At 67.7% G+C, this 17,587-nt stretch carries 9 protein-coding genes; 5 read left to right on the forward strand and 4 right to left on the reverse strand.

All coding sequences use genetic code 11. The features are described from left to right. Positions 1-131: 131 nt before the first annotated feature. Positions 132-2,444: an NADP-dependent malic enzyme gene (locus AB4Z32_RS24100; protein WP_442124405.1), complete on the reverse strand. Its 2,313-nt coding sequence runs from the start codon at positions 2,442-2,444 to the stop codon at positions 132-134. A 178-nt stretch (positions 2,445-2,622) separates the two neighbouring features. Between AB4Z32_RS24100 and thiL the strand changes: the two genes are divergently transcribed. Next, on the forward strand, positions 2,623-3,597 hold the full coding sequence (thiL, locus tag AB4Z32_RS24105) for a thiamine-phosphate kinase (RefSeq protein ID WP_442124406.1): 975 nt from the start codon (positions 2,623-2,625) through the stop codon (positions 3,595-3,597). 30 nt (positions 3,598-3,627) lie between these two features. Here the strand turns inward: thiL and AB4Z32_RS24110 are convergent, their stop codons facing one another. Further along, on the reverse strand, positions 3,628-6,204 hold the full coding sequence (locus AB4Z32_RS24110) for an EAL domain-containing protein (protein WP_442124407.1): 2,577 nt from the start codon (positions 6,202-6,204) through the stop codon (positions 3,628-3,630). 10 nt (positions 6,205-6,214) lie between these two features. Beyond that, complete coding sequence (locus AB4Z32_RS24115) at positions 6,215-8,221, reverse strand: ATP-binding protein (RefSeq protein WP_442124408.1); 2,007 nt, start codon at positions 8,219-8,221, stop codon at positions 6,215-6,217. A gap of 232 nt (positions 8,222-8,453) precedes the next feature. On the opposite strand from AB4Z32_RS24115, the gene AB4Z32_RS24120 reads away from it, so the two are divergent. From AB4Z32_RS24120 to AB4Z32_RS24130, 3 genes are read left to right on the forward strand one after another with little or no spacing between them, the layout of a single operon-like run. Then, a complete protein-coding gene (locus tag AB4Z32_RS24120; protein WP_442124409.1) occupies positions 8,454-8,936 on the forward strand; it encodes a CinA family protein in 483 nt (160 codons plus the stop codon). Positions 8,937-8,940: 4 nt separating this feature from the next. Further along, a complete protein-coding gene (locus tag AB4Z32_RS24125; RefSeq protein WP_442124410.1) occupies positions 8,941-9,858 on the forward strand; it encodes a metallophosphoesterase family protein in 918 nt (305 codons plus the stop codon). A 19-nt stretch (positions 9,859-9,877) separates the two neighbouring features. Then, positions 9,878-12,688: a M16 family metallopeptidase gene (locus AB4Z32_RS24130; protein WP_442124411.1), complete on the forward strand. Its 2,811-nt coding sequence runs from the start codon at positions 9,878-9,880 to the stop codon at positions 12,686-12,688. Positions 12,689-12,702: 14 nt separating this feature from the next. Here AB4Z32_RS24130 and AB4Z32_RS24135 read toward each other — a convergent pair whose 3' ends face one another. After that, positions 12,703-15,414: a TonB-dependent receptor plug domain-containing protein gene (locus tag AB4Z32_RS24135; protein ID WP_442124412.1), complete on the reverse strand. Its 2,712-nt coding sequence runs from the start codon at positions 15,412-15,414 to the stop codon at positions 12,703-12,705. Positions 15,415-15,590: 176 nt separating this feature from the next. Between AB4Z32_RS24135 and AB4Z32_RS24140 the strand changes: the two genes are divergently transcribed. Then, positions 15,591-17,579 (forward strand): hypothetical protein, encoded by a 1,989-nt coding sequence (locus AB4Z32_RS24140; protein WP_442124413.1) that lies wholly within the window; start codon positions 15,591-15,593, stop codon positions 17,577-17,579. Positions 17,580-17,587 lie beyond the last annotated feature (8 nt).

Raw genomic sequence — 17,587 nt, forward strand, 5'->3', positions numbered from 1 at the left:
GTTACGTCTGCCTCAAGGTTCATTACAAGTTCGTCAAATGTACGGAACTTCTACATTTGGACGACAACCATAGGGAAACACCCATGAAAAAAGGCCGCGAACGGCCTTTTTTGTCCCGAGAATGTTAAATCTCAGCGTGCGGATACGGCGTCCACAACGCACAACGCCGTCATGTTGACGATCCGGCGTACGGTGGCCGACGGCGTCAGGATGTGCACCGGACGCGCGCAGCCCAGCAGCACCGGACCGACGGCGATGCCGTTGCCGGCCGCGGTCTTGAGCAGGTTGTAGGCGATGTTGGCGGCGTCGATGTTCGGCATCACCACCAGGTTGGCGTCGCCCTTCAGCGTCGATTGCGGCATGATCTTGGCGCGCAGCTTCGAATCCAGCGCGGCGTCGCCGTGCATCTCGCCGTCGACTTCCAGGTTCGGGGCCTTCTGCTGCACCAGCGCCAGCGCGGCGCGCATCTTCTGCGCCGACTCGCTGTTCGATGTACCGAAGTTCGAGTGCGACAGCAGCGCCGCGCGCGGCGTGATGCCGAAACGCTCCAGCTCCTCGGCCGCCATGATCGTGATCTCGGCCAGCTCTTCCGCCGTCGGGTTCTCGTTGACGTGGGTGTCGACCATCGCCAGCTGGCGTTCCTCGGTGATGACGAAGTTCATCGCCGCGTAGACGTTGGCGCCCGGGCGCAGGCCCAGCACCTTGTCGATGAATTCCAGGTGGGCGTGGGTGGTGCCGTAGGTGCCGCAGATCATGCCGTCGGCATCGCCCTTGTGGACCATCATGGCACCGATCAGGGTATGGCGGCGGCGCATCGCCAGCTTGGCCATGTCCTGGGTCACGCCCTTGCGCATCACCATCTGGTGGTAGGTCTGCCAGTAGTCGCGGTAGCGCTCGTCGAAGTCCGGGTTGATGACGTCGAAGTGCTGGCCGGGCTTCAGGCGCAGGCCGAACTTTTCGATGCGCTGTTCCAGCACGGCCGGGCGGCCGACCAGGATCGGGCGCGCCAGGCCTTCGTCCACCACCACCTGCACCGCGCGCAGCACGCGCTCGTCCTCGCCTTCGGCGTAGACGATGCGCTTGAGCTCGGCCGGGGCGCTCTTGGCGACCTGGAACAGCGGCTTCATGAAGGAACCGCTGCGGTACACGAACTGCTCCAGGCTCTCGGCGTAGGCGGCCAGGTCGGCGATCGGACGGGTGGCGACGCCGCCATCCATCGCGGCCTTCGCCACCGCCGGTGCGATATGGGTCAGCAGGCGCGGGTCGAAGGGCATCGGGATCAGGTATTCCGGCCCGAAGGACAGGTTGGCGATGCCATAGGCCGAGGCCACGATGTCCGACTGCTCGGCATGGGCCAGCTCGGCGATCGCATGCACCACCGCGATTTCCATCTCGCGCGTGATGGTGCTCGCGCCGCAGTCCAGGGCGCCGCGGAACATGTAGGGGAAGCACAGGACGTTGTTGACCTGGTTCGGGTAGTCCGAGCGGCCGGTCGCGATGATCACGTCGCTGCGCACGGCCTTCGCATCTTCCGGCAGGATCTCCGGGTTCGGGTTGGCCAGCGCCAGGATCAGCGGATTCGGCGCCATCTTCGCCACCATCTCCGGCTTCAGCACGCCGCCGGCGGACAGGCCCAGGAAGATGTCGGCGTCCGGAATCACCTCGGCCAGGCTGCGGTGCGGCGTGTCCTGGGCGAAACGCTCCTTGTCCGGGTCCATCAGTTCGGTGCGGCCTTTATAGACCACGCCGGCCAGGTCGGTCACGAAGATGTTCTCGATCGGGAAGCCGAGGTCGACGATAAGGTCGAGGCAGGCCAGCGCCGCCGCGCCCGCGCCCGACACCACCAGCTTGCACTGCTTGAGATCCTTGCCGACCACCTTCAGGCCGTTCAGGATGGCGGCGCCGACGATGATCGCGGTGCCGTGCTGGTCGTCGTGGAAGACCGGAATCTTCATGCGCTCGCGCAGCTTGCGCTCGATGTAGAAGCACTCCGGCGCCTTGATGTCTTCCAGGTTCACGCCGCCGAAAGTCGGTTCCAGTGCGGCGATCACGTCGATCAGCTTGTCCGGATCGGTCTCGTTGATCTCGATGTCGAAGACGTCGATGCCGGCGAACTTCTTGAACAGCACGCCCTTGCCTTCCATCACCGGCTTCGAAGCCAGCGGGCCGATATTGCCCAGGCCGAGGACGGCGGTGCCGTTCGAGATCACGGCGACCAGGTTGCCGCGCGCCGTGTATTTATAGGAGTTGGCCGGATCCTTGACGATCTCCTCGCAGGGAGCGGCCACGCCCGGCGAATAGGCCAGCGCCAGGTCGCGCTGGTTCAGCAGCTGCTTGGTGGCGGTGACGGAAATCTTGCCGGGGCGGGGAATCTGGTGATACTCGAGCGCTGCAGCACGCAGTTGTTGGCGTAATTCTTCTTTTTTGTCGATTGACGAATCCATGCTTTGCAGGCCTTCCTGAACTGTACTGGGACTGGGGGACTTTGATTTTATCAGAGGGAATCCTCTAATCGTGTAGGTATTTCTACCGACAGCCTTGCCAAAAAGTTGTACATACAGCGGCCGCCAGTATGCCAGGCAGACGTATTCCGGGCTGCCGGGCCGGATTACAATCCCGCCCATGCTCTCCGAATTCGACCTCATCAAACAGTATTTCACCCGTAAGGGGCGCCCTGACGCCTCCGGCCGCACCGTGCTCGGCGTCGGCGACGACTGCGCCCTGCTGGCGCCCACGCCCGGCATGCAGCTGGCGGTGTCGTCCGACATGCTGGTCGAGGGCCGGCACTTCCTGGCCGGCGCCGATGCTTTCGACCTCGGCCACAAATCCCTGGCCGTAAACCTGTCGGACCTGGCCGCGATGGGCGCCGCACCGCTCGGCTTCACCCTGGCGCTGGCCCTGCCCGCCGCCGATCCCGCCTGGCTGGACGGCTTTTCGCGCGGCCTGTTCGCGCTGGCCGATGCCCACGGCTGCGAACTGGTCGGCGGCGATACCACCAAGGGGCCGCTGAACATCTGCATCACGATCTTCGGCGAGCTGGCGCCCGGTACGGCGCTGCGGCGCGACGCCGCCCGTCCCGGCGACGACATCTGGATCTCCGGTACCCTGGGCGATGCCCGCCTGGCGCTGGCGGATTCCCTGGACGAGCTCGCGCTGGACGAGGCGGACCGGCGGCAGGCGGCGCCGCGCCTGCACGCGCCCTCGCCGCGCGTGGCCCTCGGACGGCTGCTGGCCGGCGAGCGGCTGGCGCATGCGGCGCTGGACATCTCGGACGGCCTGGTCGGTGACCTCGGCCACATCCTCGCGGCCTCGGAGGTGGGCGCGCTGCTGGACGTCGACGCGCTGCCGGCCGGACCGGCGCTGGCGCGCCAGGCGCTCGACCTGCGGCGGCGCTTCACGGCGGCGGGCGGAGACGATTACGAACTGTGCTTCACGGCGCCGGCCGCGAACCGGGATGCGATCCTGGCGGCCGGGCAGCGTTCGGGCACGCCGGTCACGCGCGTGGGACGTATCGAGACCGAGCCCGGACTGCGCCTGGTGGATGGCGGCGGCGCACCGCTGGCCCTGAATCTGCACGGCTGGGACCACTTCGCGTAGGGTGGACTCGGAGAGTCCAGCCTACCCGGTTCAGGCCACCTGCTCGTCGCGCGGCTTCTTGCGGTCGTCATACGGCCCATGCGTCAGCCAGTACTGGCGAAAGGCCAGGCGCACATTGTCGCGCAGCTCGTTGTCGTTCCAGGGCTTGGTATAGAAGCGGTAGATGGCGCCGCGGTTGATCGAATCGAGCACCGTGTCCACGCCGACATAGCCTGACAGGATGATGCGGATGGTGTCCGGATACATCTCCTTCACCTTGCTCAGGAATTCGATCCCGCTCATCGCCGGCATGCGCTGGTCGCACAGGATCACCTGCACGTGGTACAGCGCCAGCAGCTCGAAGCCCTCGGCCGGCGTGGCCGCGGTCAGCACCCGGTAGTTATCGCGCCGGAACAGGCGGTGCAGGCTTGCGAGCACGTTGACGTCGTCGTCCACCACCAGCAGGGTCTGGACGTTGCGATCGTCCGGCGCCGGGCGGGTCGGCTGGGCGCGGTTCTCGAGCACCAGCTTGCCCAGCTCGCCGGCGCCAAGCGCGCGCGAGAAATGGAAGCCCTGGATCTCGTCGCAGAAATGGCGCCGCAACAACGCCATCTGGGCGCGCGATTCCACGCCCTCCGCGATCACCTGCATGTGCAGGCTGTGCGCCATGCTGATGATGGCCAGTGCGATCGCGGCATCGTCCGGATTGGTCGTGATGTCGCGCACGAAGGCGATGTCGATCTTCAGCTTGTCGATCGGGAAGCGCTTCAGGTAGGCCAGGCTCGAATAGCCGGTGCCGAAGTCGTCGATCGCGATGCGGATGCCGAGCGCCTTCAGGCTCTCCAGCACCTCGATCGTGTGCTCGGCATTGCTCATCAGCGCGCTCTCGGTCAGCTCCAGTTCCAGCAGCCCCGGCTCGACCTTGTGCTTCTGGAGCGCCGCGCGGATGTCGCCCTCGAGGTCGCCCTCGACGAACTGGCGGCTCGACACATTCACCGCCACCCGCACGTCGCGCACGCCCTGCCGGTTCCAGGCGGCGATCTGGCGGCAGGCTTCGTCGATGATCCAGGAGCCGACCCGCACCACCATCCCGGTCTCTTCCATGATGGGCACGAACTCGGCCGGGTAGACCAGGCCGAAGCCGGGACGGCGCCAGCGCAGCAGCGCCTCGACCCCGCTGACCCTTCCGGTGTTGAGGTCGAGCTTGGGCTGGTAGTGCAGTTCGAACTGCTCGCCGTCGATCGCCCCGCGCAAGGCCAGCTCGAGGTCCAGGCGCGCCAGCACCTGCACGTTCATGCCGGAGGTGAAGAAGCGGTAGCCGTCGCGTCCCGCTTCACGGGCGCGCACCATGGCGACGTCGGCGTACTTGACCAGGGTGCCCGGGTCGGTGGCGTCGTCCGGGTACATGGCGATGCCGATGCTGGCCGTCAGCGCGGCCTGCTGGCCGTTCAGGTCGAACGGCGCGCGCAGCGCTTCGCGCACCTCGTTGGCGACGGCGACCGCCTCCTCTTCCTGCTGCTCGCGCGTCATGGTGAGGATCAGCGCGAACTCGTCGCCGCCCAGGCGTCCGACGGTGTCGCGCAGGCGCACGCAGCGCACCAGGCGGGTGCTGAACTGGCGCAGCAGCTCGTCGCCCAGCGCCGGGCCGAGCGAATCGTTGATGATCTTGAAGCGGTCGAGGGTGATGAACAGCACCGCGATGCGCCAGTTCTTGTCCTGGGCCAGTTCGATGGCGTCGCGCAGGGTGTGGAAGAACAGGGTGCGGTTCGGCAGGCCGGTCAGGCTGTCGTAGTTCGACATGTGCTTCAGGCGCTGGGCCGCGTGCAGGCGTTCGCTGATGTCGCGCGCCACCGCGATCAGCATGCGCATCTCGTCCAGCCGCTGCAGCTGCCAGCTGATCTCGACCGGCACCGCGCCCTGCCCGTCGGCGCGCAGCAGGTCGGTCTCGACGATGTCGTGCTCGCGCGGCGCCGAACCGGGGTCCGAGTAGCGTTCCAGCTGGGCCCGCTCGGCCAGGCCCAGCGCCACCGGATCGATGCGCAGCAGCGCCTCGCGCGAAAAGCCCAGCATGCGGCAGGCGCCGTCGCTGACGTCGACCATCGCCATGTTGCGGGCGTCGACCAGGAAGATGGCGTCGGCGGTGGCGTCCATCGCGCCGCGGAAGCGCTGCAGCTCGGCGGTGCGTTCCCGCACCTTGCGCTCCAGGCGGGCGCCGTGCTCGCGCGACTCCTTGTGGAACAGGCGTACTTCCAGCAGGTTGCGGATGCGGGTCAGCACCTCGACGGTGTCGAAAGGCTTGCCGATGAAGTCTCTTGCCCCGGCCTCGAGCGCGGCCAGCTTCTTGTCCGGCTCGGCCGTCACCACCAGCACCGGCAGCCAGGATTCGCGCTCCATCGGCTTCAGCGCTTCCATCACCTGGAAGCCGTCCATGTGCGGCATCTGCAGGTCGAGGATGATCAGGTCGAAGCGATGCTGCAGGTGCAGCGTGGCCACCTGGCGCGGATCGGTGGTGCTGGCGACCTGTTCGTAGCCGCTGGTCTTGAGCAGGAATTCGAGCAGCTGCACGTTGACCGGTTCGTCATCGACGATCAGGATGCTCGCGCGCCGGATATCCGAAGGCGAAATCATGGAGATGACCTCATGGGGCTGTCCTTTCTTCCGGGGCGCGCTGGGTAAGCACGCCGTCTATGGCCGCATTCAACTGTTCGATATCGATCGGCTTGGTGAGGTAGCGGGCGAAACCCGCCGACAGGCCGCGCTCGATATCGCGCGGCATGGCGTTGGCGGTGAGGGCGATGGCCGGGATGTGCGCGGTGCCCGGATCGCGCCGCAGCTGGGCCAGCACCTCGAAGCCGCTCATGCCCGGCAGGTTCAGGTCCATCAGGATGACCGCCGGGCGGTGCGTATGCGCCAGCGCCAGACCGGCATGGCCGTCCGGTGCGCTCAGGAGGCGCAGGTCGGCGCGGAAGGCCACGATCTCCTGCACCAGCCGCAGGTTGGCGGGATTATCCTCGATATACAGGATCAGGCGCGGCGCCGCGCTGTCCGGTGCGGCCGCGGCCTGGCCGGCCTCCTGCTGGGCCGGCGCCGCCAGCTGGGCCAGTGGCGCCGCGGCCGACAGCTCGATCCAGAAGGTGCTGCCCACGCCCGGGGTGCTGGCGGCGCCGATCTCGCCCTTCATCAGCTCGACCAGGCGCTTGGTGAAGACCAGGCCGATGCCGGTGCCTTCCTGGGTGCCGTTCTCCTGGCCGAGGCGGTTAAAAGGCTGGAACAGCGCGGCCACCTGCTCCGGGCGCAGCCCCATGCCGGTATCGACCACCGACAGGCGCAGCCGGTCCGGTGCGTGGGCGGTGCACTCCACGCTCACCGTGCCGCCCTCGCGGTTGTACTTGACCGCGTTCGACAGCAGGTTCAGCAGCACCTGCTTGAGGCGGGTGCGGTCGGCCTGGACCAGGGCCACGGCACTTTCGGGATCGCCGGCCGCAGGGAACTGCACGCGGATCCCGCGCGCCGCCGCCAGCGGCTCGATCATGCTGCGGCACTCGGCCAGGACCTCGGCCAGGCCGACCGGCTCCATCGACAGGGTCAGCGCGCCCGCCTCGACCTTGGCCAGGTCGAGGATCTCGTTGATCAGGGTGAGCAGGTGGCGGCCCGACTTCAGGATGTGACCGGAGAATTCCTTCTTCTGCTCGGGCGTGGTCGGCATATTGTCGGCGGCCAGGATCTGGGCGAAGCCAAGGATGGCGTTGAGCGGCGTGCGCAGCTCGTGGCTCATCGACGACAGGAAGGCCGACTTGGCCTGGTTGGCGTTGCGCGCCTCCTCGATCGCCAGCTCCAGCTCGGAATTGGCCAGCTCCAGCTGCATGGTGCGCTCCTGCACGCGCTGCTCCAGTCTCTCGTTCAGGCGCATCACTTCCTGCTTCGAGCCTTCCAGGGCCAGGGTGCGCTGCTCGATCTCGGTCAGCATCGCATTGAAGGAATCGACCAGGGCGGCCGCCTCGTCCTCGCTGATACGCGGCGCGCGGCGCGAATAGTCGCGCTTTTCCACCACCTCGCGCGCGATGGTGGTGATGGCGTCGATCGGGGTCGTGATCGTGTGGCCGAGCCGGCGCACCAGCAGCCAGGTTGTCAGCAACGCCAGCAGGGTGGTGGCGATACAGATCAGCAGATAGTCGCGCACCCGGCCCATCAGCTGGTTGGCGGAGCGCAGGTAGACCGTACCCAGCGTCTCGCCGTTCTCGACGATGGGTTTGTACAGCACCAGGTCGTCGCCGTCCCTGGTATACGGTTTGATTGTTTTCCCGGTCCTGCGCGGATGCGGCGGGAAGGTTCCGCTCTCGCCCGGCGCCAGGTAGGACGCGAACAGCGCCCCGCTCTGGTCGTAGATGGCGGCCGCGCGCACCGAGGGCCGCGAACGCAGCAGGGCCAGGTTCTCGCGGGCCAGGCGCGGATCGTCGAAAGCCAGCGCCGCCGACGTCATGTGCCCGACCAGTTCGGCCTGGGTCGAGAGGTCGTTCAGCAGCGCGTGCTGGTAGCCGCGGAGGTCATAGGCGACCACCGTGCCGACCGATACCGCCAGCGCCGCCAGCGTGGTCGACATCACGATGGTAACCAGCTTGGTACGGATCGAGCGCTGGCCGATCATGCCGCCTCGGCCATGCGCGAACGTTCGAACGGCATGTCAGTCCTACATCAAGAAGTGAGCGCTACCGGGACGAGCCCGGCAGGCGTGCAGGATAGCAGCAGCCCCAAAGATGATGTCGCACGGAACGACAGCAAATATTTTTCCGTTAACGTTTTAGCGCGCACCGGACCGATGCGCGCTAGAATGGTCCGGCGCACTTCAAAAGTAAACGCCAATGGATACGGGAGACGATATGCAGAACGATATTCTTGAACTTGCGGCCAGGGTCGGCAAACTGCTCGAAACGAAGAACCTGCTGCTGGCCACCGCCGAGTCCTGCACCGGGGGCGGCGTGTCCCAGGCGATCACCGAGATCCCCGGCTCGACCGGCTGGTTCGAGTGCGGCTTCGTCACCTATTCGAATGCGTCCAAGACCGAGATGCTGGACGTGCCGGCCGCGCTGATCGCCCAGTTCGGGTCCGTCAGCGTGGAGGTGGCCGGCGCCATGGCCGAAGGCGCGGTGGCCAACAGCAATGCGGACGTGGCCGTGTCCACCACCGGCATCGCCGGCCCGACCGGCGCGGTGCCGGGCAAGCCGGTCGGCACCGTCTGCTTCGGCTGGTCGAAGGGCGGCACCACCTACACCGAGCGCCTGGTGTTCTCGGGCGACCGCCGCGCGGTGCGCGAACAGACGGTGGCGCACGCCCTGGCCGGGCTGCTGCGCTTCCTCGAATAAGGAGATGCCGGCCCTCGCCCTGCGACTAGGCCTGGCGGCCGGCAGCCTGCTGCTGGCCGCTTCCGCGTATGCCGGCACTGCTACCAGCAACGGCGCCGGCACCGGCGTCACCGTGTATGCGGCCGGCGACATCGCCCGCTGTCCCTACCCCGACCCCGCGTATTCGCGCGCGGCCGATACCGCCCGCACCGTCGCCGCCGGCCTCGCCGCCGACCCCGAGGCCGTGGTGCTGACCCTGGGCGACCATACCTATCCCTACGGCCGCGCCGGGGAATTCACCGACTGCTACGACCCGACCTGGGGCGCATTCAAGAACCGCACCTGGCCGTCGCCCGGCAATCACGAGTACTACACGCCGAAGGCCGCGCCCTACTTCGCCTACTTCGGCGAGCGCGCCGGACGCGGCTACTACAGTCTGGCGCTGGGCAGCTGGCATATCGTCTCGCTGGACAGTAACCTGGCCCCGGCCGAGCATGCCGCCCAACTGGAGTGGCTGCGCGCCGACCTGGCCGCCCATCCGGCCCGGTGCACGCTGGCCTTCTGGCACCATCCGCTGTACAGCTCGGGCGGCCACGGCAGCATCCCGAAGATGCGCGACGCCTGGCGCCTGCTGCAGGAAGCCGGCGCCGAGCTGGTGCTGTCCGGCCATGACCACGACTACGAACGCTTCGCGCCCCAGGACGCCGACGGCCGCCTCGACCGCGCCCACGGCATGCGCCAGTTCGTGGTCGGCACCGGCGGCGCTTACCCGACGCCGTTCCTGCTCACGGTCGATAACAGCGAGATGCGCGACAGCGGCCGCACCGGCGTGCTGCGCCTGCGCCTGCTGGACGGCCGCTACGAATGGGAATTCCTGGAGTCGGACCGCCTCACCACGCTGGGCCTGCCCGAGCCCGACCGCGGCAGCGATGCCTGCCACTGATTGCCCCCACGGAGGTTTCATGAACATGCGCCTGCCGTCGCTCCTGCTGCCCCTGGCCACGGTGCTGGCCATCGCCGTTGCGCCGGCGGCCGCCCAGAATCCGCCGCCGGCCACCGCCCTGCCGCAGATCGCGTACGAGAAAACCACGCTGCCGAACGGCCTGGAGCTGATCCTGATCGAGGACCACCGCCTGCCCATCGTCGCCGTGAACATCTGGTACCACGTGGGGCCGGCCAACGAGGCGCCGGGGCTGACCGGCTTCGCCCACCTGTTCGAGCACATGATGTTCGCCGCCACCCGGCACATCCCGCGCGGAGAAGCGGACCGCCTGCTGGAAGCCGCCGGCGCCACCGACAGCAACGGCAGCACGGATTACGACCGCACCAATTACTACGACACCGTGCCCTCGAATCAGCTGGAGCTGGCGCTGTGGGTGCATGCCGACCGCATGGGCTACCTGCTCGACGTGCTCGACCAGGCCGCGCTGTCGAACCAGCAGGACGTGGTGCGCAACGAGCGCCGCCAGAGCGTCGAGAACCGCCCCTACGGCATCGTCGAGGAAGCGCTGAACCACGCGCTGTTCCCGAAGAACCACCCCTACTATGCCTCGGTGATCGGCTCCCACGCCGACATCCAGAACGCCAGGCTGGCCGACGTGCGCGACTTCTTCACCCGCTACTACGGCCCGAACAACGCCAGCATCGTGATCGCCGGCGACATCGACAAGGCGAAGGCGCGCGCCCTGGTGACGAAATATTTCGGGACCTTCAAGCGCAGCGCGCCGGTGGCGAGACCGGACGTGGCAACGCCGCCGATCACGCGCGAGCGCCGCCTGACCGTGGCCGACCGGATCGAACTGTCGCGCGTCTACATGGCCTGGCTGACGCCGCCCGCCTACCAGCCGGGAGACGCCGAGCTGGCCGTCACGGCCCAGATCCTGGCCGGCGGCAAGGCCGGTCGGCTGTACAAATCGCTGGTCTACGAACGCCAGATCGCCCAGGACACGTCCGCCGCGCAGAATTCGAACGCCCTCGCCTCGACCTTCGTGATCGACGTCACCGCCCGGCCCGGCATTGAGGCCGCCGCCCTGGAAACGGCGATCGACGCCGAATTAAAAGCGCTGCGCGACGACGGTCCTTCCGACCAGGAAGTCGAACGGGCCCGCAACACGATCGAGACGGCAATGCTGACCTCGATCGAGAAGCTGGGCGGCGCCGGCCTGGCGAACCAGGTCAACCAGTACAACCAGTACACCGGCGATCCGGGCTACCTGCCGAAGGACATTGCGCGCCTGCGCCGCGTCAGCGCCGCCGACGTGCAGCGGGTGGCGCGCAGCTGGCTGCAGCCGAATGCGCGGGTGGTGGCGGCGGCCGTGCCGGGCAAGCCGGAACTGGGACCGGATCCGGCCGCACAGCCGGCGAAAGCGGGAGCGAAGACGGTCGCCGCGACCGGCATCAACCGCGACGAAGCCTGGCGCCGCCAGCCGCCGAAGCCGGGGCCGGCGCCGAAGTTCACGCTGCCGCGCGGCGATGGCTTCCAGCTGCCGAACGGCCTGCGCGTGATCCACCACTACAATCCGGCGCTGCCGCTGGTGGCGGCCGAGCTGGTGGTCAAGAGCGGCTCCGACGCCAATCCGGACCACGAACCCGGCCTGTCCGGCTTCACCGCCCAGATGCTGCAGGAAGGGACGGCCACCCGCAGCGCGCCGCGCATCGCCGACGAGATCGCCCAACTGGGCGCCTTCCTCGGCAGCGCCAGCAGCACGGATTCGTCCACGGTCTCGCTGCTGTCGCTGCGCTCGACCTTTCCGCAGGCGCTGGAGGTATTGGCCGACGTGGTCCAGCATCCGGCCTTCCCCACCGCCGAAGTCGAGCGCCAGCGCGCCGCCCGCATCGGCGCGCTGACCCAGCAGCGCGACAACCCGGAGGCGGTGGCGGCCGTGGCCAGTGCCGGCGCGCTGTACGGCGCCAAACACCCCTACGGCTACGGCCAGCTCGGCACCGAGCAGGCAATCCGCGCCGTCACCCGCGACGACCTGTTCCAGTTCTGGCGCCGCCACTACGTGCCCGCCAACGCGGCCCTGATCGTCTCCGGCGACATCACCCTGGACGACCTGCGCGCCCTGGCGACCGCGCGCTTCGGCGGCTGGCCGCGCGTGCTGCCGTCGCCGGTGCGGATGGGCGATCCGGAAGGCACGCGTGCCCGCCTGGTGATGGTCGACAAACCGGGCGCCCCGCAGACCGCGCTGCGCCTGACCCAGCTGGCCACGAACCGCAAGACGCCCGATTATCCGACCCTGCAGGTGATGAACGCGGCGCTCGGCGGCCTCTTCTCGAGCCGCATCAACCTCAACCTGCGCGAAGACAAGGGCTACAGCTACGGCGTGTTCTCGAACTTCCGCTACGACCGCACGCAGGGCCCCTTCATCATCGCCGGCAGCGTGCGCACCGACGCCACCGGCGCCTCGATTTCCGAGATCTTCAAGGAAGTGCGCGCGATCCGCGCCATGGCCCTGCCGCCGGCTGAACTGGCGGGCGCGCGCGACTCGCAGGTGTATTCGCTGCCGGGCCAGTTCGAGACCAACAGCGCGATCGGCGCCAGCCTCGCCGAGACCTGGATCTTCGACCTGCCGCAGGATTACTGGCAGACCCTGCCCGAGCAGTTCCGCCGCGTCACCGCGCCCCAGGTGCAGGCGGCCGCCGGCAAATATCTGGCGCCGGAGCAGATGAAGGTGATCGCGGTCGGCGATAAAGCGAAGGTGCTGCCGCAGCTGAAGGACCTGGGGCTGGGGCAGCCGGAGTTGCGGGACGCCGATGGGCAGCTGCCCTGAGGCGCCCCGCCTGCTTACGAACCGAAGTGGTGGTTCAGCTCGAGCCAGACCTGGCGGCCTGCCGGGCTGTAGCTGCCGACCGGGTAGTAGGGCCAGCCGCCGGTGGCATCCATCTTGATGTGGTTGAACAGGTTGTTCACCACCGCCGACACCGTGGTGCGCTGGTTCAGCCGGTAGACCACGCTGGCGTTGACCAGGGTGGTCGGCGACAGCCAGGCCTCCCCTGCGCCATTCGGGATCTTGCCGTAGCGCTGGAGGAACAGGGTGTTGGTCCAGTCGCCCGCCTTCCAGCTCACGCTCGCGTTCAGCTTGTCGCGCCAGTCGGCGTTGCCGAGGTCGTGCAGGTCGTCGTTGAGCGGATCGCCGGCGAACTGGCGCGATTCCTGGGCCAGCGTCTTCGAGTAGTTCAGCCTGGTGGTGAAGCTGCCGTAGCCGGCAGTCCGCAGGACGTACTTGGCCGCCAGGTCGATGCCGCTGACCCTGGTGGATGCCGCGTTGATCGGATTGACCAGGATCCGCCTGATCTCGCCCGGCCGGTTCAATGCATTGTCCGGATAGCGGACGATGCGGGCGATGGCGTCGGCGCAGGTCGGCGAGGTCAGGTCGCCGGCGATGCGGCAGTCGGCTTCGTCACGCAGCAGCTTGTCGGCGCTCAGGTTGGTGACCAGGTCGTCGATGCTGATCTTCCAGTAGTCCAGCGAGACGTCGAAGTCCGCGCTCGGCGACCACACCGCGCCCAGGCCGGTCGAGCGGCCCTTCTCGGAACGCAGGTCGCGGCTGCCGGTCTGCACGTAATCCGCCCCCGGCGAATAGTTCGCGTAGTCGCAGCCGGACACCGGCTGGCCGGCTTTCGCGCAGCGGTAATAGTCGGTGGTGGACGCGTAGTAGCCGCTGCCGCGCGCCTGGTAGATGTAGTTCATGTCGGGCGCGCGGAAGCTGGTCGCATGGTTCGCGCGCAGCAGCAGCTGCGTGACCGGCCGCCATTCGAGCCCGCCGTTATAGGTGAACTTGCCGTCGTTGCGGCCGGCGAAGCTGTAGCGGTCGTAGCGGCCGGCCAGCGTCGCAGCCAGGGTCTTCGCGATCGGGATGCTGGCCTCGGCGCCGACGGCAAAGCGCTTGCGGGTCCCGGCCGCACCGTCGGACGGCACCAGGGTATTGAAGTAGCCCTGGTTGATGCGCGCGTCGGGCACGGCGGAGAAGCCCTGCTTGCCCAGCTCGGCCACCGTCGCCACCTTGACCGGGCCGGCCGGCAGGCTGAAGACGTCGCCGTTGGCGGTCAGGCTCAGGGTGTTGGTCCATGACTTGTCGTCGCTGACCGACTCGCCGTAGACGGTGTCGAATTCGGCCGGGGTCAGCCGCCTGGCGAGGCGCGCCGGATCGGGCGCATGGATGGCGATGCCGTCCGCGTTGACGCCCTGCTGCGGGCCGAGGAAGAAGCTGTCGATATTGGCCAGCGCGCGCGGCGTGTGGTTCTGGCTCTTGTACAGCGAAGCGGTGTAGCCCGCTTCATAGCTCCACGAGGTATGCGGGATCTCGCCGCGCAGGCCGAAGGACAGCGAGCTGGCCTGGTCGTCCCAGCTACGGTTGTAGCGGTTCACGCCGCCCATTTCTTCCGGCGAGATGGTGCGGCTCCAGGCCTCGTAGGCGCTGGTATTCCGGTTCCAGAAATAGCTGTCGGTGGCCGAGCGCGAGGTCCACGACGGGCCGCGCGTGTTGTTGCTGCTGCGGTTCTGGCCATACAACGCTTCCGCGAACAGCGTGGTGGTCGGCGACAGCTCGTAGTTGGCGCTGCCGAACAGGTTCTGGCTGCTGTTCTTCGTCTGCGTGGTCCAGTAGGTCGGGCCGACCTTCGGGCTGGCGCAGTAGCTGCCCGCCTTGGCCGTGTACTTGACGGTACTGCCGCCGAACAGGTCGCCGATCGACTGGCAGGCATCGCCCAGGTCCACGTACTTGCCGGTGCCGATGTTCTTGCGGGCCATGACCAGGGTCGGCGCCACGCCGGTCCTGCTGGCCATGAAGTCGCGGTCCGCGCTCCACAGCGGATCGCGCTCGAGCAGCTCCACGCTGAACAGGGTATTGAGCTTGTCGAAGCTGTGGCCGCCGGTGACCTGCACGCGCTTGTCGCTGCCGCCGCCGCGCGTGGTGGTGCCGGCCTTGAGGTTGAGGTCGACACCCTCGGCCTGCTTTTTCAGGATGATGTTGACCACGCCGGCGATCGCATCCGAGCCGTAGACCGCCGATGCGCCGCCGGAGAGGATCTCGATGCGCTCCACCACGCTCGACGGGATGTTCGCGAGGTTGGTGAAGTTGACCGTGCCTTCGTAGGCGATCGGGAAGTCCGCCAGGCGCCGGCCGTTCAGCAGCACCAGCGTATGGTTCGGTCCCAGGCCGCGCAGGCTGATGGCATTGGCCGATGGCGTATGGGTATTGCCGAAGTCGGCGCCCTGCACGAAGCCGCTGTTCTGCGACTGGTTGGTGAGCGCATCGAAGACGTTCTTGTAGCCTTGCCTGGTGATGTCCTCGCCGGTGATCACGGTGACGGCCGAGGGGCCTTCGAGGCTGGCGCGTGGAATGCGCGAGCCGGTGATCACCACGGCCGGCGCCGCCGTTGCCGGGGTCGCCACCGCGTCCTGTGCCTGCGCCCGGGTAGGGCCGGCTACGCCGCAGAGCAGCGCGATCGCGCCCGCGCCCGCGGCCAGCGGTTTCAATTTAAATCGTGTTTGCATTGAAGGGTCCTTGTTGATGGGGGCGCCACCTTAACAATTCCCTATTGGAAATAGAACGAAGCATTTCTCAGATGCTTATGCACTATTTCAGTGCGCCGGCAATGGGCTGTAATGAAGCGGTAATGTTGAACCCACCAGCTGACTGCTAATCTAATTTGGCAGACAGGAGCGACGATATGGTCAGCCGGCGTGAGATCCTTATCCTGGGCGGCTCGATGCTGTTGTCCGCATGCGGCGGCGGCGGCCCCAGTGGTACCAGCAGCAGCACCTCGTCCGGCACAAACGGGCCTCCCGTTGCCGGACCATATGGCGTGCCCATCGCCAACTGGTCCGGGGCATTGCAGTCCAGCGGCGATGTGCAGGTGGCAGCCAGCGACCAGCCATCGGCTTTGCCGTCCAGCATGGCCCTGCGTCTCGGCTGGGCCTCCTCTCCCACCAGCGCACAGCAGGGCGTGCTGGCGGCGGCGCAGGGCTATGTGCCGCCCGGCGCGCAACCCGGCTTCTCGGTGGCGATCTGGGCACGCAACCCGGGCAAGCGCACGCTGGCCTTCCGGCTGCGGCTACTCGACGGCAGCGGCCAGCACCTGCTCACGTGGAACTGCGCGGCCGACCCGCTCGATCGGTGGGTCCTGCTCACCATATCGCCAAGCCAATTGGCGGGAACGAGCTGGAACGCCGGCCACGATGCCGTCGGCGCCGTCCGCCTCGAGCAACAGGACGACACCCCCGAAGGAGCGTGGCAACCGGGCGACCATCTGCTGTTTGGCGACATCTACGCCGCTGTGCCGGGCCAGGCCCTGTTCGCGATCACCTTCGACGACGGCTTCGATTCCCAGCGCAACGCGCCGCCCGTCTTCATGCCGCCCGGCAGCCGCGTCACCCGCACCGACAATGGCGTGTTCGTCACCGCCGGGCGGCACACGGTGGTGGTCGGCGCCCCCATCGTGTTCCCGTCGATTGCGCCGTCCGGACTGGCGCCGGGAACACGCTACTGGGTGCGCTCGATTCCGGCGCCGGATGCCTTCACGCTCGCCGCCGACGCCGCGCTGTCGACCGCGGTGGCCAGCAGCGGCTTTACCGGCGATGCGCCGTTCAGCATCGACGACGGCCCGCCACGCAGCGGCCAGCAGATCGTCGAAAGCTACGGCTTCAAGGGCAGCCTCTTCCTCGTGCCGGGCTGGCTGGGCACCTCGGGCATCCACGGTTACGGCAAACTCCCGAACAGCTTCATGAGCGTGGCCGACGCGCAGGCGATGCATGCCGCGGGCTGGTCGGTGGGCTCGCATACGTTTTCGCATCCGTCCAGCGCCGAGAACGCGGGTCTGCGCCTGCTCGGTCCCTACGGCTATTTCCTGAGCAATCCGGTCGATGCCCTGCCGGCCCAGTATGTGCGGGCCTGGGGCCTGAATGCATCGTTCCGGCGCCGTGCCGTCAGCGCCGCGGCCGGCAGCAATGTGGTGAGCTTCGAGAATCCGCACCGCTTCCTGATCAATATGCCGATCGTCTTCGTCGACGACGCGCCGTCCGGTTTCGTCCCGGGCATCACCTACTATTGCCAGAGCATTCCCAGTGCGCTCACGGCCACCTTCGCCAGCGATCAGGGCAGCCTGGATGCCACCGTGACGGTGAAGGCCGACTGGACCGGGCTCGGCCAATACCGCTATCCTGGCGCGGTCCTCGACGACAGCGCCATCTACCAGGACATCATGGCCGGGATCGCCGGTCTGGAAGCACTGGGCATCACGAGCGGGGCAAAGTTCTTCGCCCTGCCGCAAGGCGCCGCCGACATCTACGTGCGCTCGGCCTGCATGCGCAGCGGCCTGAAATGGATCCGCGGCACCTCCGACCACGCCCACACCATCGCGGCCGGCTACCCGACCGGCGGCGGCCTGTCCAACATCGCCAACACGCCCGGCGGATGGCTGGCGCAGCCGGACTGCATCCAGACCGACAACCCGGACCAGCCCTCGATCCAGCAGATCGTGGCCTATATCGACGACGGCATCGCCCAGCATGCCTGCGGCTGCTCCTACCACCACATGGTGGGCGGGGCCACCACGTCCAACCTGGAAAACATGTGCGCCGCCCTGAGGACGCGCGCCGACCAGGGCCTCGTCAAGGTCGTGACGCTCGACGAGATGGACGCGCTGCTGCAACGCCATTGAGCCGCCGG

Source organism: Massilia sp. 2TAF26 (genome assembly GCF_052115005.1).
In the GTDB taxonomy this organism is placed as follows: domain Bacteria; phylum Pseudomonadota; class Gammaproteobacteria; order Burkholderiales; family Burkholderiaceae_D; genus Telluria.

Coding starts and splice junctions, on each gene's coding strand:
- AB4Z32_RS24100 (WP_442124405.1), bottom strand. CDS start 2,444: ATGGATTCGTCAATCGACAAAAAAGAAGAATTACGCCAACAACTGCGT.
- thiL (WP_442124406.1), top strand. CDS start 2,623: ATGCTCTCCGAATTCGACCTCATCAAACAGTATTTCACCCGTAAGGGG.
- AB4Z32_RS24110 (WP_442124407.1), bottom strand. CDS start 6,204: ATGATTTCGCCTTCGGATATCCGGCGCGCGAGCATCCTGATCGTCGAT.
- AB4Z32_RS24115 (WP_442124408.1), bottom strand. CDS start 8,221: ATGATCGGCCAGCGCTCGATCCGTACCAAGCTGGTTACCATCGTGATG.
- AB4Z32_RS24120 (WP_442124409.1), top strand. CDS start 8,454: ATGCAGAACGATATTCTTGAACTTGCGGCCAGGGTCGGCAAACTGCTC.
- AB4Z32_RS24125 (WP_442124410.1), top strand. CDS start 8,941: ATGCCGGCCCTCGCCCTGCGACTAGGCCTGGCGGCCGGCAGCCTGCTG.
- AB4Z32_RS24130 (WP_442124411.1), top strand. CDS start 9,878: ATGAACATGCGCCTGCCGTCGCTCCTGCTGCCCCTGGCCACGGTGCTG.
- AB4Z32_RS24135 (WP_442124412.1), bottom strand. CDS start 15,414: ATGCAAACACGATTTAAATTGAAACCGCTGGCCGCGGGCGCGGGCGCG.
- AB4Z32_RS24140 (WP_442124413.1), top strand. CDS start 15,591: ATGGTCAGCCGGCGTGAGATCCTTATCCTGGGCGGCTCGATGCTGTTG.